Origin of the sequence: Streptomyces sp. NPDC051684, assembly GCF_044453445.1 — a bacterium.
In the GTDB taxonomy this organism is placed as follows: domain Bacteria; phylum Actinomycetota; class Actinomycetes; order Streptomycetales; family Streptomycetaceae; genus Streptomyces.
In genome coordinates this window covers 87,355-106,761 of sequence record NZ_JBITCS010000028.1, presented here as the reverse complement: position 1 = coordinate 106,761, position 19,407 = coordinate 87,355, and the positions used below count along the sequence as shown (strand labels likewise).

The 19,407-nt window shown below is 71.1% G+C and carries 15 protein-coding genes and 2 pseudogenes; 6 read left to right on the top strand and 11 right to left on the bottom strand.

Annotated features, from left to right (window positions below; genetic code table 11):
- Together ACIA8D_RS29795 and ACIA8D_RS29790 are read right to left on the bottom strand one after the other, a co-directional pair.
- A pseudogene (locus tag ACIA8D_RS29795) lies at window positions 1-293 on the bottom strand (hypothetical protein); the annotation flags it as partial.
- Window positions 294-357: 64 nt separating this feature from the next.
- Entirely contained in the window at window positions 358-1,107 is a 750-nt protein-coding gene (locus tag ACIA8D_RS29790) for a class I SAM-dependent methyltransferase (RefSeq protein WP_399237093.1), read from the bottom strand.
- Window positions 1,108-1,352: 245 nt separating this feature from the next.
- On the opposite strand from ACIA8D_RS29790, the gene ACIA8D_RS29785 reads away from it, so the two are divergent.
- Window positions 1,353-2,183 (top strand): ArsR/SmtB family transcription factor, encoded by an 831-nt coding sequence (locus ACIA8D_RS29785; protein WP_399237091.1) that lies wholly within the window; start codon window positions 1,353-1,355, stop codon window positions 2,181-2,183.
- A gap of 1 nt (window position 2,184) precedes the next feature.
- Here the strand turns inward: ACIA8D_RS29785 and ACIA8D_RS29780 are convergent, their stop codons facing one another.
- Window positions 2,185-2,982, bottom strand: coding sequence for a class I SAM-dependent methyltransferase (locus tag ACIA8D_RS29780; protein WP_399237089.1), 798 nt, complete (start codon window positions 2,980-2,982; stop codon window positions 2,185-2,187).
- 129 nt (window positions 2,983-3,111) lie between these two features.
- On the opposite strand from ACIA8D_RS29780, the gene ACIA8D_RS29775 reads away from it, so the two are divergent.
- From ACIA8D_RS29775 to ACIA8D_RS29760, 4 genes are all read left to right on the top strand, one after another.
- Window positions 3,112-5,778: a PEP/pyruvate-binding domain-containing protein gene (locus ACIA8D_RS29775; protein WP_399237087.1), complete on the top strand. Its 2,667-nt coding sequence runs from the start codon at window positions 3,112-3,114 to the stop codon at window positions 5,776-5,778.
- Between the two features lie 61 nt (window positions 5,779-5,839).
- A complete protein-coding gene (locus ACIA8D_RS29770) occupies window positions 5,840-6,205 on the top strand; it encodes a hypothetical protein (protein ID WP_399237085.1) in 366 nt (121 codons plus the stop codon).
- Between the two features lie 45 nt (window positions 6,206-6,250).
- Window positions 6,251-7,486, top strand: a complete 1,236-nt coding sequence (locus tag ACIA8D_RS29765; protein WP_399237083.1) for a MalY/PatB family protein — start codon at window positions 6,251-6,253, stop codon at window positions 7,484-7,486.
- Window positions 7,487-7,620: 134 nt separating this feature from the next.
- Entirely contained in the window at window positions 7,621-7,926 is a 306-nt protein-coding gene (locus ACIA8D_RS29760) for a WhiB family transcriptional regulator (RefSeq protein ID WP_399237099.1), read from the top strand.
- A 21-nt stretch (window positions 7,927-7,947) separates the two neighbouring features.
- On the opposite strand, the gene ACIA8D_RS29755 is transcribed toward ACIA8D_RS29760, so the two are convergent.
- From ACIA8D_RS29755 to ACIA8D_RS29745, 3 genes are all read right to left on the bottom strand, one after another.
- Complete coding sequence (locus ACIA8D_RS29755) at window positions 7,948-8,388, bottom strand: VOC family protein (RefSeq protein ID WP_399237081.1); 441 nt, start codon at window positions 8,386-8,388, stop codon at window positions 7,948-7,950.
- 77 nt (window positions 8,389-8,465) lie between these two features.
- Entirely contained in the window at window positions 8,466-8,888 is a 423-nt protein-coding gene (locus ACIA8D_RS29750; protein ID WP_399237079.1) for a helix-turn-helix domain-containing protein, read from the bottom strand.
- 23 nt (window positions 8,889-8,911) lie between these two features.
- Complete coding sequence (locus ACIA8D_RS29745) at window positions 8,912-10,954, bottom strand: TerD family protein (RefSeq protein WP_399237077.1); 2,043 nt, start codon at window positions 10,952-10,954, stop codon at window positions 8,912-8,914.
- Between the two features lie 292 nt (window positions 10,955-11,246).
- On the opposite strand from ACIA8D_RS29745, the gene ACIA8D_RS29740 reads away from it, so the two are divergent.
- The gene (locus ACIA8D_RS29740) at window positions 11,247-12,626 is read left to right on the top strand and encodes an MFS transporter (protein ID WP_399237075.1); all 1,380 of its coding nucleotides are present in this window, start codon (window positions 11,247-11,249) and stop codon (window positions 12,624-12,626) included.
- Window positions 12,627-12,800: 174 nt separating this feature from the next.
- Here the strand turns inward: ACIA8D_RS29740 and ACIA8D_RS29735 are convergent, their stop codons facing one another.
- The 5 genes and pseudogenes from ACIA8D_RS29735 to ACIA8D_RS29715 form a co-directional block, all read right to left on the bottom strand.
- On the bottom strand, window positions 12,801-13,670 hold the full coding sequence (locus ACIA8D_RS29735; RefSeq protein ID WP_399237073.1) for a bifunctional methylenetetrahydrofolate dehydrogenase/methenyltetrahydrofolate cyclohydrolase: 870 nt from the start codon (window positions 13,668-13,670) through the stop codon (window positions 12,801-12,803).
- A 106-nt stretch (window positions 13,671-13,776) separates the two neighbouring features.
- Complete coding sequence (gene purU, locus ACIA8D_RS29730; protein WP_399237071.1) at window positions 13,777-14,655, bottom strand: formyltetrahydrofolate deformylase; 879 nt, start codon at window positions 14,653-14,655, stop codon at window positions 13,777-13,779.
- 13 nt (window positions 14,656-14,668) lie between these two features.
- Window positions 14,669-15,930 (bottom strand): annotated as a pseudogene (locus ACIA8D_RS29725) (L-serine ammonia-lyase, iron-sulfur-dependent, subunit alpha).
- Entirely contained in the window at window positions 15,930-16,529 is a 600-nt protein-coding gene (locus ACIA8D_RS29720) for a sarcosine oxidase subunit gamma (protein ID WP_399237069.1), read from the bottom strand. Before ACIA8D_RS29720 ends, ACIA8D_RS29725 begins: the two are co-directional and overlap by 1 nt.
- The gene (locus ACIA8D_RS29715; RefSeq protein ID WP_399237067.1) at window positions 16,519-19,380 is read right to left on the bottom strand and encodes a 2Fe-2S iron-sulfur cluster-binding protein; all 2,862 of its coding nucleotides are present in this window, start codon (window positions 19,378-19,380) and stop codon (window positions 16,519-16,521) included. Before ACIA8D_RS29715 ends, ACIA8D_RS29720 begins: the two co-directional genes overlap by 11 nt.
- Between the last annotated feature and the right edge of the window lie 27 nt (window positions 19,381-19,407).

Genomic DNA, 19,407 nt, shown 5'->3' with positions numbered 1-19,407 from the left:
CGACGCTCCGCGTCGCCTCCCTCCTCCGCCTTGCGATCGCACGCACCAGGCCCCGCTCCCTGATCCGGCCTGATCCAAACGACAAGCCCTAGACGCCCCAGGATGTCGAAGCTGATCCGGGACAGGGCGAGCCCACGGTCCGGCCGGTCGACAAGGTGTCGGTCGAGCGCGTGCACGACCAGTCCCGCGAGGGGGCTGACGTGCATCTCGTCGGGGTTCCAGGCCCCGCTCGCGTGGGTGGTGGGCTTGTAGCGGTGCTCGTCGATGCGCTCGAAGTAACCGGCCGTGCTCAACGGGGGTAGTCCTTCCGGGGGGTACGTGGTGTGTGTGGAGGGAGGGGGCAGGTGGTGATCCCGGTCACCGGCGCAGGCACATCACGTAACCGGAGCCGCCCGGCTCCCTTCGCAGGGTCTCCAGGGTCCATGGTGACGCGTCGATGAGGGCGGACAGTTCGTCCGGCGCCGCCAGCCAGTAGTCGAACCACGGTGACGCCGTCGCCTCGTCCCTGACGCGCAGACGGAGCTGGCCCCGGGCGCGCCCGTGCCGGAGGTTGCGGGCGTGGTAGGCCGCGTGGTCGCTCCCGCCGTCGCCGGGATCCGAGCCGGAGCCGATGAGGAGGGCGCCGGGGGAGGTCAGGTCGGCGAGGGCGGACAGGACGCGGGGCGCGCGGTCCGGGCCGCCCAGCAGACCGAAGTTGTTGCCCATCATGGCGATAGTGTCGAACCGGCCGAGACCGTCGGGGAGTTCGGGCACCTCACCCACCACCGCCTCGACGCCGCGCTCGCGGGTGACCTGGACGGCCCCGGGTGACGAGTCGAGGCCCACGACGCGATGCCCACGGGCCACCCACTCGACCGCGTGGCGCCCGCCGCCGCACCCCACGTCCAGAATCCGCCCGGTGGCCTGTGCCCACGCCCACCGCTCCAGCTCCGGCCACTGTTCCAGTGTGCTGAAGTACCGCGCGGCGTCGTTGGCCCGGATCAGCCCGTCGTCGCGCTCGATGACCTCGACGGCCGACCACGGAGCGGCGTCGGCCTGCCGGCAGCGGGCGAGAACGCGACCGAAGGCGTCGCCGGTGCGTGGCTCTTCCGGGGATGGTAGCTGCATAGGGCAACGATGCCACCAACGGTGGTACGGCGCATGCGATTTGGGGTCGACCGTCCGGCGTTGATGTGTTCGTTCGATCTGTGCCGCCCGTGTCGCCCGTGTCGCCCGTTTGTCCTGTGTCGGCCTCGGTCCTTGGGGTGTCTAGGTGGAGGCCCTCCGATTGACATGCAGCCGATTGGCTGCCTATCGTCGAATATGCAGCTGTTCGGCTGCATATCGAGTCAACCGAAAGAGGGCGCGACCCCGTGGACGCGATATTCAAGGCGCTCGCCGACCCCGGACGCCGACGGCTGCTCGACAGCCTCAACGACCGGGGCGGGCAGACGCTGGGCGAACTGTGCGGTGAGCTGGACATGGCCCGGCAGTCGGTCAGCAAGCACCTCGCCGTCCTCGAGGCCGCGGGGCTGGTCACGACCGTGCGCCGGGGCCGCGAGAAGCTGCACTACCTCGACGCCGCGCCCCTCAACGCGGTCGCCGACCGCTGGCTGAGCCGCTACGACCGGCATCGCGCCGCCGCCCTCGACGACCTCCGTACCGCACTGGAAGAGGATTCCCTCATGAGCAACGCCATCCCCGGCGGCACCGCCGCCACAGCGCCCTTCGTCCACACCAGCTACATCCGCACCACACCGGAGCGGCTGTGGGAGGCGCTCACCTCGCCCGCGTTCACCCGCCGCTTCTGGGGTGTCGCGTTCGAGACCGACTGGAAGCCCGGTTCGCCGATGGTGTGGGTGGAGCGCGGCAACCGCATCGAGGACCCCGACCAGCTCGTCCTGGAGGCCGACCCGCCGCGCCGTCTCGCGTACACCTGGCACACCTTCACCCCCGCGTGGGCGCAGGCCGTGGGTGTCGACGAGGAACTGCGGCAGCGTATCGCGGGCGAGGGTCGCTCGAAGGTGTCCTTCGATCTCGAGGCGATGGGGGAGACCGTGAAACTCACCGTCGTCCACGACGGCTTCGACCCCGACAGCACCGTCCGCGGCATGATCGGCGACGGCTGGCCGGCCCTGCTGTCCAGCCTCAAGACGTTCCTGGAGACCGGGGAGCCGCTGCCGGAGCCGCAGTCGCAGGGCTGAGTCACGCCCGCCGGGCCACCAGGGCGTCGACCACGTAGATCTCCTCCACCTCCCCGCCGGGGAACATCGCGCCGAGCCGCTCGCGCTCGTCCGCGAGAAACGCCCGTCGGGCGGTCTCATCGAGGACCAGGAACGCCGAGCGGCTGCCGATGTTGGCGAGATGCGTGTCGAGCGGGACGGTGCGGCTCGAGAGCAGTGGGCGGCGGGCGACCCGCAGCCCCGACAGGCCTGCGAGGCGGACGGCATCACTGTCCGAGGGTCGTACGGCGGACCTCGGCGCCACGCCGCAGTGCCGCGCGATGCGCTCGTGCTGGTCGCGGATCCACGGCACGTCGAAGGCCGTCGTGTTCCAGCAGATCGCCAGCGCGCCGTCCGGCCGCAGCACCCGCAGCGCCTCGGGGACGGAGCGGGCCGGATCGGTCCACTGCCAGGACTGGGCGTACGTGACGAGGTCGCGGGAGGCCGTGGCGAGCGGCAGCGCGTTGCCGTCGCCGCGCACGACGGGCACGTCCGGCAGCCGCTCGCGGCACTCCCGGGCCATCGCCTCGCCCGGTTCCACGGCGATCACCTCGGCACCCCGCTGCCGCAGCAGCGCGGTGGAGATGCCGGTGCCCGCGCCCACGTCCGCGACGCGGCTGCCTGTGAGGCCGGCGTCCATGAACTCCTCGATCAGGTCAAGGAGTTCGGCCGGGTAGGACGGCCGGCTCGCCGCGTACTCGCTCGCGGCCCGGTCGAAGGACGCGGCGCGGGAGGCGGTGTCGGGAGCGGCGCCGGACGTGCTGCGGGAACGGGTGCTCATGGATGCATTCTCGCGCCTCGGCCCGGGTGGGGGCGTTGACGCGACGTCTTTATTCATCGCATGATGAATAAAGCACGGTCCGGTGTCACCAGGCGCGCCGACCGGTCACCGCAGGCAGGAAGGAACGCCATGCCGCTCGTCCTCGACCTCCGTTCCGTGGACGCGACGATGCTCGCCACCGTCGGCGGCAAGGCGGCCAACCTCGGCGAACTGACCAGAGCCGGACTGCCCGTGCCGCACGGCTTCTGTGTCACCACCGACGCCTACCGGAGGATTCCGGCCACGGACGGCCTCGCGGGGCTGCGGCCCGACAAGGCGCGCCGGCTGCTCGTCGAGTCGGAGGTGCCCAGGGACCTGCGGGACGCGATCCTCGCCGCGTACGCGGAGCTGGGTGCGGAATCCGGCGGTGACGTGGCCGTCGCGGTGCGCTCCAGCGCCACCGCGGAGGACCTGCCGTACGCCAGCTTCGCGGGGCAGCAGGACGCGCGTCTGAACGTCGTCGGTGCCGACGCCGTGCTCGACGCGGTACGCCGCTGCTGGGCCTCGCTGTGGACCGACCGCGCCGTGAGCTACCGGGAGAGCAACGGCATCGACCACGGCCGCGTCCAACTCGCCGTCGTCGTCCAGCGGATGGTGGACTCGGCGGTGTCGGGCGTCATGTTCACCGCCGACCCCGTCACGGGCAGGCGCGATCAGGCCGTCATCGACGCGAGCCCCGGACTCGGCGAGGCCGTCGTCTCCGGGGCGGTCAACCCGGACCATTTCGTGGTCGACGGCCGCGAGATCGTGGAACGGCGCCTCGGCGACAAGAGGTTCCTCGTCTGCTCGCTGGCCGGTGGCGGCACGGAGAAGGTCGACATCGGCGAGAACACGGCGCCCTGCCTGACCGACAGCCAGGTCCTCCGGCTTGCCGCGCTCGGCGCCAAGGTGCAGGCGCACTACGGCAGTCCGCAGGACACCGAGTGGGCCATCGACGCCCGGGGCGAGGTCCATCTGACCCAGTCGAGGCCCATCACGACACTGTTCCCGCTGCCGGTGCGCGACGTCGAGCGAGGCGGCGGACGCGACGCTGGAGGAGCCGACTTCCGCGTCTACTTCTGCTTCAGCCTCGCTCAGGGCCTGGAACGGCCGATCACCCCGGCCGGGCGCGCCGCGATCCGGGAGATCGCCCGAGCCGCCGGCGAGATCATCATCGGCACCCCGCGCTCGCAGGGCTGCACCGAGGCGGCCGGACGCATCTTCGTCGACCTCACCGGCGTCCTGCGCAGCCGGACCGGGAGGGCCTTCTTCCCGCGCGTGCTCGACGTCATGGAGGCCCGCTCGGCGCGGATCCTGCGCGGCCTGTACGACGACCCGCGCCTGGCCCTGACGCAGACCTCACCGTGGCCCGCCGTCCGGCGCGTGGCCCGTCTCGCCCGCAGGTTCCACGCCCCGTCCACCGTGCTGCGGGCCCTCGTCGCCCCCGAGGCGGCGGTGCGGCGCGCCCGGCGGACGCAGGCGCGCGTGCTGGAGTCGGCGCGGCACAAGACCGTTGAGGAAGCGCTCCGCGACTGCGTGGTCCCCGTGCTGCCGACCGTCGCACCGACCGCCCTGGTCGGCTTCGCGATGCTGGCGCTGGCCGGCAGGCTCGTCCGCACCGAACCCGGCGAACTCCAGACCGTCCTGCGCAGCCTGCCGAACAACGTCACCACCGAGATGGACCTCGATCTGTGGGCGCTCGCGCGGACGATCCGCGCGGACCGGGAGGCGTCGGACGTGTTCCAGGGAGCCGATGTCCAGGAACTGGTGGCCCGCCATCGCGCCGGTGACCTGCCACCGGTCGCGCAGGACGGGCTCCGGTCCTTCCTGGAGCAGTGGGGTCACCGAGCCGTCGCCGAGATCGACCTCGGCCTCCCGCGCTGGTCCGACGACCCCACGTACGTCATCGGCATCCTCCGCAACTACCTGCGACTGGACGACGAACGGGCCCACCCGGACGTCGTGTTCGCGCGGGGCGCCGTCGAGGCGGAGTCGATGATCGAGCGGCTCGCCCGGCGGGCCAAGGGGCGCGGCCCGCTCGTCCGGTTCGCCCTGCGCCGCACCCGGCTGCTCGCGGGGCTGCGCGAGCACCCGAAGTACCTGGCGATCACGCTGTTCGGGGCGCTGCGCGAGCGCATCGCCGAGCGCGGGGCGGAACTGCACGCCCAGGGCCGCATCGATGCCGCGCAGGACGTCTTCTTCCTGGACTTCGAGGAGATGCGCACGGGGGAGTCCGCGACAACGCACCCAGGAGAGGGCGACCAGCGCGCAAAGGGTGATCTGCGCGCGAAGGGTGCTCTGTGTGCGAAGGGTGATCTGCGCGCGAAGGTCGCCGAGCGCAAGGAGGAGTACGCACGGGAGCTGCGGCGCCGGCACATCCCCCGCGTCCTCCTCTCCGACGGCACCGAACCGGAGGCCGCTCAGCGCGCGCAGGCCGTACCCCGCGCGCCCGGCGACCTGATCGGCACCGCGGCCTCCGCGGGCGAGATCACCGGGCACGCGCGCGTGGTGACCGATCCGGTCGGCGCGCACCTGGAGCCGGGCGAGATCCTCGTCGCCCCGTCCACCGACCCCGGCTGGACGCCGCTCTTCCTGACGGCCGGCGGGCTCGTGATGGAGATGGGCGGCGCCAACTCCCACGGCGCGGTCGTGGCCCGCGAGTACGGCATCCCGGCCGTGGTCGGCGTACCGGACGCGGTGGCGCGGATCGAGACCGGCGACGTCGTCACGGTGGACGGCGGCGCGGGGGTGGTGCGGGCGCGCCGGGAGGGCGCGTAGCGGCGGCGCGGCGCCTATCCTGTAGGTCACCGCACGCGCATCCGGGGGGAAGGGGCGGTAGATGAACTGGATTTGGGCGGTTCTCATCTTGTTCTGGACGGGAGCGTTCGCGTGGGCGGCGGACACCGCACGCGGCGCGTTGCGCAACCGGCACGAGCGAAGGCTGGAGCGGCTCGAGGCCGCCAAGCAGGCGCGCCTCGCGGTGGAGGCGGCGCACAAGCCGCCGGAGCCGGTCTGCGGCTGCACCCACCACCTCGCCAAGCACGACAAGACGGGCCGCTGCCACGAGCGCGTCGAGGTCCCCACGGCCTGGGACGAGAACAAGAAGCCGGTCCGCTACGAGGTGGGTCAGTGCAACTGCCAGCAGTACGTGGGGCCGCAGCCGCTGTCCCAGGTGTACGCGGAGGAGCTGACCGACCGGATCTAGCAGCCAGGTCGGATCCAGCATCCAGGCCGGATCTAGCATCCAGGCATGGCATCCGAGACGACTTCAGGTTCAGGCCCGGCAACCGAAAGCGCTTCGCTCTTCGACACCGTCGTCGACCGCACGCGCTCGAACTCCATGAAGTGGACCTTCGCCGACTCCCTCCTGGCCCCTGACGAGGCCGCGGCGCACCCCCTGCCCATGTGGGTCGCCGACACCGACTTCAAGGCCCCGCAAGCGGTTCTCGACGCGCTGCACGACGCCGTCGACCACGGTGTGCTCGGCTATCCCGGCGGCGCGACCGAGGCTTACCTCGACGCCGTGCTCAACTGGCAGGCCAGGCGCTTCGGTTGGGAGATCTCGCGCGACTGGGTGGTGCCGACGGCCGGCGTCATCACGTCCCTCAAGACCGTCGTCCAGGCCTTCTCCTCGCCGGGCGACTCCGTCCTGATCCAGCCGCCCGTCTACGTCCACTTCCACGAGGACGTACGCCTCAACGGCCGGCACCTCGCGCACGCACCGCTGGAACGCACCGACGACGGCTACCGGTTCAACGCCCGCACCTTCGAGGACGCCATCCGCCCCGACACCAAGCTGTTCATCCTCAGCCACCCCCACAACCCCACCGGCAACGTGTGGTCCGAGGACGAGCTGCGCGCCATGGGCGAGATCTGCGCCCGGCGCGGTGTCCTGGTCGTCTCCGACGAGATCCATCAGGACCTGGTCCTCAACCCGGACAGGACCCACGTCCCGTTCGCCTCCCTCGGCCCGGAGTTCGCCCGTACGAGCATCACGTGCACGGCGCCGAGCAAGACGTTCAACCTTCCCGGAATGCAGTGCGCGAACATCCTGATCCCGGATCGCCGACTGCGCGAGGACTTCGCCCGTCAGTACGAGCGCAATGTGTTCCCGCTGGTCAACGTGTTGGGGATGGTCGCTGCCGAGGCGGCGTACACGCACGGGGAGCCGTGGCTCGAGGAGCTGCTCGGCTATCTGCGCGGCAACCACGAACACTTCGCGAAGGCGGTCCACGCCGCCACCTCGAAGCTGCGCGTGCTGCCCGCGGACGCCCTCTACCTGGCGTGGATGGACTGCCGGGGTCTCGGGATGGACGCGGCGGCGCTGGACGGGTTCATGCTCACCGAGGCGCGACTGTGGCTGGACCGCGGGCAGAAGTTCGGGGCCGAGGGCCACGGCTACATGAGAGTGAACCTGGGCTGTCCGCGCGCCACGGTCGACGAGGCGGTCCGCAGGCTCGGTGACGCGGTGGCGGGGCTCGCCTGACGGCCCGAAACCTTGGTGACTCACCGTTCAACTCCTGGTCATGGGCTGCCTGTTGAGGATCTATGGCGTACGGTCGCGAATCGCACCTGTGACGGACCGAATTTGCCAGGAGCAAGGAGCAGACGGTGACGGACATCTTCAACTCGTGGTGGGACAAGGCGGAGTGCAGGACCACGGACCCCGAGGAACTGTTCGTGGAGGGCGCGGCGCAGTCCCACGCCAAGCGGTTCTGCGACACGTGCGTGGTCAGGACCGAGTGCCTGGCGCACGCCCTGGACGAACGCATCGAGTACGGCGTCTGGGGCGGCGCCACGGAACGCGAACGGCGGGCCCTGCTGCGCAGGCGCCCCACCGTCACGTCCTGGCGCAACCTGCTGGAGGCGGCCCGTGCGGAGCACGCGCAGGACGGTGGGCGGACCGGCGCGGTCAGGGCCTCGTGACGGCCGGGACGCCGGGCGCGGTCAGCTGCGTCCGGGATCGAATGCGAGTACCTGCGTCAACCGGATGTTGTTGCCCGAGGGGTCCCGGAACGAGGTGTCGATGCCGTACGGCTGCGAGGTCGGCGGGTCGTTGAAGGCGACGCCCCGCGCGGACAGCTCGTCGTAGGCGGCCTTGCAGTCGTCGGTCTCCAGGAACAGCGTCCCTCCGGCCCCCTTGGCCACCAGCTCCGACAGCTGGACGCTGTCCTTCTCGTCGAGCATCGGCGGCCCGGGCACTGGCATGAGCACGAGCGCGGGACCCGTGCCACCGGGCGGCCCGACACACAGCCACCGGAAGGCCCAGGCCTCCATCGTCACGTCGGCCCGGACCTCCCAGCCCAGCTTCCGCGTGTAGAAATCGAGCGCCTCGTCCTGGTCGTGCACCCAGAACTGCGCATTGGCGATCTTGGTGGTGGTCGGCATGTCGATCCTCGCGCCTCACTCGTCGGACGTTCCGCTGCGGGGCACGATGTGCCCCGACACCGACGCTAGGCACCCGCTCAGGCGCTGTCTTCTCGATACGTGCGGTTCCGCTGACGTCCGTACGCCATCGCGACGCACCGGGGGATGTGCACATGCCGCGCCGCGGGCGGATGTGCGTCCCGGTACGCCTGCGGAGTCACCCCGTACATCCGCCGAAAACTCGTCGTGAACGACCCGATCCCGCGTAGCCCCACCGCGACCCCGACATCGGCCACGGTCCAGTCGGTCGCCAGCAACCAATCGGCGGCCCGCTCGAGCCGCCGGGTCAACAGATACTGATGCGGCGACTCCCCGAACGCGGCCTTGAACCGGCGACTGAAATGCGCGGCCGACAACCCGGCGGCCCCGGCCAGATCCCCCACCGTGAGCCCCTCGGCATACCGCGCATCCGCGAGATCACGGGCACGGAGCAGGTGACGGGAGACCGGGACGTGGGGCACGGGTCCATTGTGCGGCGTACGCCCTACCCTTCGTCGGCGGCCGGCCTGGGCGTCGTACGCCGCTTGCTCTGCATCCGATCGAGGTGGGTCACCACGGACGCGTGGAACTTGTGGACCGCTTCGTCGACGCTGCGGATGAATCCGGCTTCCGTGTTCCCTCGCTGCGTTCCCATGCCCTTGAACAGCGAGAGTCGGAATCCGGTGATCTTCACGCCTCCGCCGGGCAGCAGGTCACCGGGCTCGGGGCGCAGGCGTTCCAAGGTTCCCCGCGGCCCTCCGCCGTCCCCGTCGACCAGGGTCTCAATGTGCAGGTCCGCCGGTGCCTCGCCGAGTTCCCTGACGATCCGCTTGGCCCAGGACAGCGGATAGCCCTGTGCCGGGGGAGCGATGTCGATCGACGTGCGGATCTTGTACGTGCGCAGGTCGGCGGTGACGGCGAGGACTCCGGGCGTCTGGTCGATGCGCAACTCGGCGCTGAGTCTGCCGTCGCGGCACAGTTCGTCGGCCATGCGGGTGCGGCGGGCCACCGGATCGGTACCGCGCCGTGCTCGTTGCACGGGGAGAACCTTCCGCCCCAGTTCGCCGCCGAGGCCCAGCGACACCTGGCGTACGAGCCGCTCCCAGCTTTCGACGGCCTCGAGGGCCCGTGGGTCGCCCTGGCACAGGGTCTCGTCCTGGATCCCGTTGCGCACGGGCACCCAGGCTGGGCCCATGTTGTGGAAGCCGTGGCAGCCCGAGTTCTCGTGGCGCAGGTAGTGCAGAAGCTCCTCCAGGAGCCAGGCGTGTGCGGGATTGCCGAGCCCTTCGTGTCGCAGCAGCATCTGGGCCTGGTGGGCGACTTCGGCCCACGACAGATGCCAGAGGCCCACCGTGTTCTTGCGCCGCCGGTCGATCTTCACTTCGACCAACGGGCTGCCTTCGAGGGCCACGTCGTTGGACAGGGTGATGACGGCTTCGTAGCCCCTGCGGGCCGCGATGTCGGCGTAGGCCTGTACCTGCTCCGCCTTGAGGGGGTTGCCGTTGGTTTTGGTCTCGACGAGCGCCGTCCAGAGCTTCCCGGCCCGCTCCACCCGGATGACTCCGTCGGGCCGACGGGGCGCCTCGCCGTGCGGCAGGGACACCTCGGTGAAGGTCTCCATGCGTCCGGCGTGGGCGCCGAAGCCGGCGGTCAGCCGACGTCCGAACTCCGGCACCTGTGCCATGACGGCCAGCAGCACCGACGTGGCGCGGGTCTCCCGGTCCCTGTCGCTCTTCAGCGCGGACACCGGGAAGAGGCGGGCTCCTGCCCACGAGTCGTTTTCCGCGAGGGATTTCTTGGGCGTTCTGGGGAGGGTGACCTTCTTCTTCGAGGTACGCGGGCGTGCGGCTCGTTGTGCGGGGACCGCAGGGGCGGGAACCGCCTCGGGGGCGGGGGACGGTTCCGCATCGGGTTGAGGCGGATCGACGACCGGAGGCTGGACCAGCTCTGTCGTCTCCTCCTGGACGAGTGGTTCGGGCTCGGTGGCCTCGGCGGCCGCGTCGTCGTCGATGTCCACGCCGTGGTCCGACGCGAGAGCCGCGAAGCCCGTTTCGTAGCCTTGCCCCACGGCGCGGAACTTCCACTCGCCCGCGCGCCGGTAGATCTCGCCGAAGATCAGCGCGCTCACCGGGCCCACGTCGTCGATCGCGAAGCGCAGCAGCGACTCCCCCGCCCCGTCGCTCAATGTCAGTTGCAGGGCCTCGAGTTCGTCGAACCGGGCTGACTCGTAGCGGCTCGCCGCGATGAGCACCGTGGTGACATCGCCCGGAAGCGCGCTCAGGTCGAAACTGATCCGGTCCTCGCTGCCTTCTCCCATCGGTGCCTTGCCGAGCAACTGCACACTCCCGTCCGGCGCAGAGGAGTTGTTGTAGAAGTAGAAGTCCGCGTCGGTGCGGACCTTGCCGTTGTCGTCCAGCAGCAGCACGGAGACGTCGGCGTCCCCCTCGCCGGTCGGGCTGACCCAGCCCAGTCCGACGGTCACCGAGTCGACCTCCCCGTCGACCAGCCCGCCGAGCCCGACGTTCGCACCCTTCACCATCTCGTACATTCGGCCTCCCCACCGATCACCCCAGGCACGAGGAACCCCCCTCGCTCGCCGTCGACATGTGTGGACAAACGGTGAACCTGGCGTGCAAATAGTGGCCTTATTTGGAGGGCGGGGGCAAGTTGTGCGGCTGCCGACGAATGGAGGCCGGTGGAGGCCGGTCACAACGAAAGACGTCCACCCGATAGTTGAACACCGCGCGATTTATTGACATGGACGCGACCGAGGGGCACTCTCGCGGAGGTTTTCGTTCCCGTGCACCGTGGCTCGACCGATGGCAGGGCAGGGAGGCGTCGTGGCGACGCAGGACGCAGGGTCAGGGGCGGGGCGGTCCGTCGTGCGCGGGCACCGGAATCGGGCGGTCGTCGCCAGTACGGTCGGGACCGCCATCGAGTGGTACGACTTCTTTCTCTACGGGACGGCCGCGGCGCTCGTCTTCCCGCATCTGTTCTTTCCCGGCCAGTCCGAGTACACCGGCGTGCTCGCCTCCTTCGCCACCCAGTTCGTCGGGTTCGCCGCCCGGCCCCTCGGTGCCGCGATCTTCGGGCACTTCGGTGACCGAGTGGGCCGGAAGTCCACGCTTGTCATCACGCTGCTGCTGATGGGTGTGAGTACCGTCCTGATCGGGTGTCTGCCCACGTACTCGTCCATCGGGCTGGCCGCGCCCATCCTCCTCGTGGTGCTCCGCGTCTTCCAGGGCATCGGGGTGGGCGGCGAGTGGGGTGGGTCCGTGCTGCTGTCCATGGAGTGGGGGTCGAAGAAACGCCGTGGGCTGATGGCCAGTTGGCCGCAGATGGGGGTGCCGCTCGGGCTGCTGATCTCCACCGGCATGGTGAAGTGGCTGAGCTCCGCCTCCGGCGACGGGTTCGAGAGCTGGGGCTGGCGCGTGCCGTTCCTGGCGAGCGGGGTGCTCGTCGTCATCGGCCTGTATGTGCGTCTCAAGGTTCTGGAGAGCCCTGACTTCACCGCCGTGAAGAGGAAAGAGGCCGTCGTGCGGATGCCGTTGTGGGACGTGCTGCGGTATCAGTGGCGCGAGGTGATCGCCGCGGCGTTCGTCCGGCTCTCCGAGCAGGCCCCGTTCTACCTCTTCATCACCTTCGTCCTGACATACGGGACCTCCCATCTCGGCCTCGCCCGTGGCGATCTCCTGGACGACACGCTCGTCGCCGCCGCCATCGGCCTGGTCACCATCCCCGTCTTCGGGCATCTCTCCGACCGCTACGGGCGCCGGCTGGTGTACGGCATCGGCATCGTGTGCGTGGGCGCCTTCGCGTTCCCGTACTTCGCCCTGCTCGACACGAAGACCCCGGGGCTCGTGCTGCTCGCCATCGTGCTGTCCCTGGTCTTCCACGACATGCAGTACGGGCCCCAGGCCGCGCTCATCGCCGAGGGCTTCGGCGCCAACGTCCGCTACAGCGGCGCGGGGCTCGGTTACCAACTCGCCTCGGTCATCGCCGGCGGCCCCGCCCCGCTGATCGCCGCCGCCATCCTGGAGGACACCGGGTCCAGCACCGGCATCAGCCTCTACATCGTGGGCTGTTGTGTGCTGTCGATGGGGGCGTTGTTCCTCATTCCGAAGCGGGCGGAGGACGGGACCGCGGTGGGTGCGGGGTCGACGGCGGTGCCTCGGCAGGAGGCGGGGGAGGGCTCCCCGAGTTCCACCAAGTCCCCCTGACCTCCCTGGCGTCGGCAGGGCCCTTCGTCCCCTGCGCGGGCGGAGGCGTGTGACGCGGACCGGGATCAAGGTCCGCACCGTCGCGGGCCCGCCCGCTCGCCGGCGGACGAGCTGGCCCCGGGCTGCGGCCCACGCCCACCGTCCTCGGCGGCGCCGCCGTGCACGCCCCCAGTGCTACGTGACGTCCAGGCGCGCCGCCTCACGCTCCGTCGACTCCACCACGTTCGTCAGCAGCATCGCCCGCGTCATCGGACCGACCCCGCCGATCGTCGGTGCCATCCGGCCCGCCACCCCGGCGACGTCGGGATGGACGTCGCCGAGGACGCCCTCGATGGTGCGGGTGATGCCCACGGAGAGGACCGTGGCGCCGGGGCTGATCCAGTCGGGGCGGACCAGGTGGGCCGAGCCGGCGGCCGCGACCACCACGTCGGCCGCGCGGGCGTGCGCCGCGATGTCCCGCGTGCGCTCGTGGCACATGGTCACGGTGGCGTGCTCGCTGCTGCGGGTCAGCATCAGGCCGAGCGGGCGCCCGACCGTGATGCCGCAGCCGATGACGCAGAAGGTGGCTCCGGTGATGGGCACGTCGCTCAGGCGCAGCAGTTCGATGATGCCGCGCGGAGTGCAGGGCAGCGGGCCCGGGGTGCCGAGGACGAGGCGGCCCAGGTTGGTGGGGTGCAGGCCGTCGGCGTCCTTGGCCGGGTCGATGAGTTCGAGGACGGCGTGCGTGTCGAGGTGTGCGGGCAGCGGGAGTTGGACGATGAAGCCCGTGCAGGCCGGGTCGGCGTTGAGGGTGAGGACCGCCGCCTCGACGTCGGCCTGGGTGGCGTCCGCGGGCAGCTCGATGCGCTGGGACTCGATGCCGACCTCGGCGCAGTCCCGGTGCTTGCCCGCTACGTAGACGTGGCTGCCGGGGTGGCCCCCGACGAGGATCGTGCCAAGGCCCGGTGTCACGCCGCGCGCTCTCAACGCGGCGACACGGGCGGCCAGTTCGGTCTTGATGTCGGCGGCGGCTCTCGCGCCGTCGAGCTTGACGAGGGTGGTCACGGGGGAACTGCCCTTCTGCCGCGCTTGGTTGAACGGGCTCAGTCGACGGAGCCAGGTGAACGGGGCCAGTTGAACGGGCTCAGTCGACGGGGCCAGGTGAACGGGCTCAGTTGAAGATGACCGTGCGGTTTCCGTGCAGCAGGACGCGGCTCTGGCAGTGCCAGTTGACCGCGCGGGCCAGCGCCAGCCGTTCGGCGTCTCGGCCGACGAGCACGAGTTCCTGGGCGCTCTGGCGGTGGTCCACGCGGATCACCTCCTGCTCGATGATCGGCCCCTCGTCCAGATCGGCGGTGACGTAGTGGGCGGTCGCGCCGACCAGCTTGACGCCCCGCTGGTGTGCCTGGTGGTACGGCTTGGCACCGGCGAAGCTCGGCAGGAACGAGTGGTGGATGTTGATGGCCCGCCCCTCAAGGGCTTTGCACAGGTCGTCCGAGAGGATCTGCATGTACCGGGCGAGTACCACCAGGTCGATGGCGTGCTCGTCCACCAGGCGAAGGAGCCGCTCCTCGGCCGCCGCCTTGGTGTCACGGGTGACCGGCACGTGCACGAACTCCACACCCGCCTGCTCCACCTGCTCGCGCAGGTCGGCGTGGTTGGACACGACGAGCGCGATGTCACCGTCGAGGGTGCCGCTGCGCCATCGGTACAGCAGGTCGGCGAGGCAGTGGTCGAACTTCGACACCATGACGAGGACCCGGGGCTTGGTCGCGGCGTCGCGCAGCCGCCAGTCCATCGCGTACGCCTCGGCGGTGGCGGCGAAGCGCTCCTCCAGCTTCGCGTGGCCCGTCCCGGCGGGTGCGGTGAAACTCGTCCGCAGGAAGACGGTGCCGGTGTCGGTGTCGTCGAACTGCTGGTGCTCGGTGATGTCGCAGCCCTCGCCGACAAGGAAGGAGGTGACGGCGTGCACGATGCCGGGCCGCTGCGGGCAGTTGAGGGTGAGGATGTGCTGGTTGACTGCGGTGCGTGCGCTGCGTGTGGTGGTCACGACAGGTGTCTCCTCAGCATTCGACGACGTTGAGGGCGAGGCCTCCGCGTGCGGTCTCCTTGTACTTGTCCTTCATGTCGGCGCCCGTCTCGCGCATCGTCTTGATGGCCTTGTCGAGACTGACGTGGTGCCGGCCGTCGCCGTGCACGGCCATCCGTGCGGCCGTGATCGCTTTGAGCGCGGCGACGGCATTGCGTTCGATGCACGGGATCTGCACCAGGCCGCCCACCGGATCGCAGGTCAGGCCGAGGTTGTGCTCGATGCCGATCTCGGCGGCGTTCTCCACCTGCTCCGGGGTGCCACCGAGGACCTCGGCGAGCCCGGCCGCCGCCATCGAGCACGCCGATTCGACCTCGCCCTGGCAGCCCACCTCGGCCCCGGAGATCGAGGCGTTCTCCTTGAACAGGACGCCGACCGCGCCCGCGGTGAGCAGGAAGCGCACGATCGCGTCGGCGTCGGCACCGCGCAGGAACCGCTCCACGTAGTGCAGCACCGCCGGGATGATGCCCGCCGCGCCGTTGGTCGGCGCGGTGGCGACCCGGCCGCCCGACGACGCAGTTTCAGGCCGCCGGGCAGCGTGCCCTGCGCCGCGCAACCGGTCCGCACGCACTCCTGCATGACGGACCAGATGTGCAGCAGTCCGGCCCGCACCCCCTCCTCGCTGCGCCAGGACAGCTCGTTGGCCAGCATGACCGAGCTGATCGGGAGGCCGGTGGCGCGGGTGTGGGCGAGCAGTTCCTCGGCGGTGGTGAACGGGTAGCGCACCGAGGTGCGGTCGGGCGCGATCCGCGGGCCGTGCGCCTCGTCCTCGTCTAGGACGAAGCCGCCGCCGACCGAGTAGTACGTACGACGGGACAGACCCGCCCCGTCCGCGCCCCACGCCTCGAACGTCATCGCGTTGGAGTGGAACTCCAGGCGCTTGTTCCGGTGGAGCACGATGTCGGTGTCGAGGGCGCAGGGGACGGGCTGCTTGTCAAGGAGACGTAGCAGGCCCGTCTCCCGCACCCGGTCCACGGCCGGGTCCGCCAGGCCCGGATTCACGGTCTCGGGGGCATGGCCCTCCAGGCCGAGCAGGACGGCCTTGACGCTGCCGTGCCCGTGCCCGGTGGCGCCGAGCGAGCCGAACAGCTCGGCGCGGACCCGCCGGGTACGGGACAGCAGCCCGTCCCGCTCCAGTGCGTGGGCGAAGGTGTGCGCCGCGCGCATCGGGCCGACCGTGTGCGAACTCGACGGACCGATGCCGACCTTGAACAGGTCGAAGACGCTGATGCTCATCAAGTGGCCCCGGCAGACTCGGTGCAGTACTCGGTGCACGCGTCGGCCAGCCACGCCGCGAGGTACCCGGCGAACGACGACCTGACCAGCAGCCAGACGGCCCCCGGCCCCTCCTCACGGACGACCAGGGTGACACCGGCCTGCGCGAGCAGCGTGGTGTGGCAGGCACCGGCCTCGGCCTTGTCGGGCGCGAGGTCGATGGCGCAGCCCTGCGCCAGGACCTCCGGCAGCAGGGGCCCGGACAGGGCGAGCACCGTTCGCTGCGCCGAGGTGTCGGTGACGGTGGCGAACTCCTCGCCGATCGCCGACCGCAGCCCGGCCGTCAGCGCCTCGGCCTGCCCGGCGGGCGCCACCAGGAGCCACTCGTCGGGGCCCAGCCAGAGCGCCTTGACCTCCGCGTCCAGGTGGGCCCGGCAGGCGCCGGGCAGCGCGTACCCGAGGTACCCCTCGACGGCGGTGGCCGCCGTGCTGCCGGGTGTCACGCGGAGGGTGAGCTGGGTCAGGAACGGGAGTTCACGGGCGCTCAGGCCGTCAGGGAGGCTCGGGTCCCAGTCGACGAGCGGACTGTTGCGTACGGGGGTGTGGGTGTCAGCCGTCACGGCGGGCTCCCTCCTTGTCGAAGAGGACGGGTTCGGCGACGGTCACCGGCACGGTGGCACCGTCGAGCGGGACGTAGAGGGTCTTGCCGACGCGGGCGGTGCCGGAGCGCACCAGCGCCAGGGCGAAGGTGCGCTGGAGGGCGTCGCTGCGGTAGCTGGAGGTGACATGGCCGAGCATCGGGACGGGTGGCGCGGGCACCGACTCGGTGGCGATGATCTGCGCCCCCTCCGGGAGCAGCGTGCGCTCGTCGGTGGGCAGCAGCGCGACCAGCTGCTTGCGGTCGGCGCGCTGGTTCTCGGGCCGGGCGAAGGAGCGCTTGCCGACGAAGTCCGGCTTCTTCTTGGAGATCACCCAGTTCATGCCGAGGTCCTGCGGGGTGACTGTCCCGTCGGTGTCCTGCCCGATGATCGGGTACGCCTTCTCGGCGCGCAGCACGTGCATGGTCTCGGTGCCGTACGGGGTGAGGCCGAGCGGCTGTCCGGCGGCGTACAGCGCCTCCCAGACGTGTGTCCCGTACCAGGCCGGGACGTTGACCTCGTAGGCGAGCTCGCCGGAGAAGCTGATCCGGCACACCCTGGCCTCGACACCGGCGATCACGGTGTCGCGCCAACTCATGAACGGGAACGCCTCGTTGGAGACGTCCAGGTCGTCACCGACGACCGCGGCGAGCACCTCGCGCGAGCGCGGGCCCACGAGCGGGATCGTCGCCCAGTGCTCGGTCACCGAGGTGAGGTGGACGCGCAGCTCGGGCCACTCGGTCTGGAGCCACTCCTCCATCCATTCCAGGACCTTCGCGGCATTGCCCGTGGTGGTCGTGACGAGGAACTCGTCCTCCGAGACGCGGATGACCGTGCCGTCGTCGATGGCCATGCCGTCGACGCCGCACATGACGCCGTAGCGGATCCGGCCGGGCTTCAGCGTGGCCATCATGTTCGTGTAGAGCCGGTTGAGCAGCTCGCCCGCGTCGGGGCCCTGCACGCTGATCTTGCCGAGCGTCGAACCGTCCATCATGGCCACGCCGTTGCGCGCCGCGCGGCACTCGCGCTGCACCGCGTCGTCCATCGTCTCGCAGGGCAGCGGGTAGTACCAGGGCCGCTTCCACTGGCCGACGTCCTCGAACAGCGCACCGTGCCGCTCGTGCCAGGCGTGCAGCGCGGTCACCCGCACCGGGTCGAACAGCTCGCCCCGGTTGCGGCCTGCGAACGCCGCGAACGCGATCGGCTGCACGGGCGGCCGGAAGCTGGTGGTGCCCAGCTCGGCGATGTCCGTGCCGAGCCCCTCGGCGACGATGCCCGAGGTGAGGATCCCGGACGTCCGGCCCTGGTCGTGCGCGGTGCCGATCGTGGTGTACCGCTTGACGTGCTCGACGGAGCGGAGTCCGGCGCGGGTCGCCCGGAACACGTCGCCGACCAGCGCGTCGCGCTGCAGGTCGACGAACTGCGCCGTGCCGTCCGTGCCGTCCTGCGGGCTGGGCACGCGCCACAACACCGCGGCGGGGGAGGGGAGTTCCGTGGCCGCGGCGGGGACACCGATGGGCGCGGCCGTCGCGCCGAGCGCGTCGAGGGCCGTGGCCGTCGCGGCAATACCGCTGCCGAGGCACTCGCCGAGCGTGCGAAGACCGTCCGCGGCGCCCGCCGTGCGTACGGTCGAAAGGGCCCCGGTGGGCACGAAGGTGGCGAGTTCCGCGTCGTAGCGCAGCTTTCCGCGCGCCTGGCTGAACAGGGCCACGGCCGGGTTCCAGCCGCCGGAGACGAGCAGCACGTCGCAGTCGACGCCGTGCCGCCGGGCGCCGTCCGCCGCACGCTCGGCGATGTGTACGCGGGAGAGGCGCTCGACACCGCTGGTGCCGGTGACGACGTGGTCGCGATGGAGCGGGATGCCGCGCTCGGCCAGCGCCCCGGCGAGCCGCTCGGGCACGGTCGTCCGCGCGTCGACCACGGCGGCGAACTCCACGCCCACGTCGGCGAGTTCGAGCACCGCGTCGTACGCGGAGTCGTTCGTCGTGAAGACGGCGGCTCGGCGCCCGGCGAGGACGCCGTAGCGGTTGAGGTACGTACGGGCCGCGGAGGCCAGCATGATGCCGGGGCGGTCGTTGTCGTCGAAGGCGATCGGCCGCTCGGTGGCGCCGGTCGCGTGCACGACCTGCTCGGCCCGGATGCGCCACACCCGCTGGCGGGACACGTGGCTCGGGGCCGCCGCACCTAGGTGGTCGGTGCGCTTCTCCAGGGCGAGGACGAGGTTGTCGTCGTAGTGGCCGAAGGCGGTGGTGCGGGTCAGGACGGTCACGTTCCCGGACGCCGTGAGCCGGCGCGTCACCGAGTCCACCCACTCCTGCGCGGGCCGGCCGTCGATGGTCTCCTGCGTGCCGAGCAGGCTGCCGCCGAGCTCCGGCGCGCTGTCGACGAGGACGACCCGGACCCCCGCGTCGGCCGCGGCGAGCGCCGCCGCGAGGCCCGCCGGGCCCGCGCCGACGATCAGCAGCTCGGCGTGCAGGTGCCGCGCGTCGTAGCGGGCGGGATCGGCCTCCGCGGCGAGCCGCCCCTGGCCGCCGAGCCCGCGTGCCACCAGGCCGTCGTAGAGCTCGACCGTCGTGGCCGTGAGCATCGGCTCGGGGAACGGCGCCTCGATCTGGACCAGCGCGTTCGGCTCCTCGACGCCGGCGGCCAGAATGCCGCGCGGCCGGCCGTACTTGATGCTCGTCGCCACCCGGTGCACACCGTTCGCGAGCAGCGCGGACGCGAGGGTGTCCCCGGGGTGCCCGGTGTAGTCCGTGCCGTCGAAGACGAAGTCCAGCGTGGTGGAGCGGTCGATGCGGCCGTGCGCGTCGGGGGCGCGGAAATGGGTGCTCATGAGCGCAGCTCATTCCTTGGAAGGGTG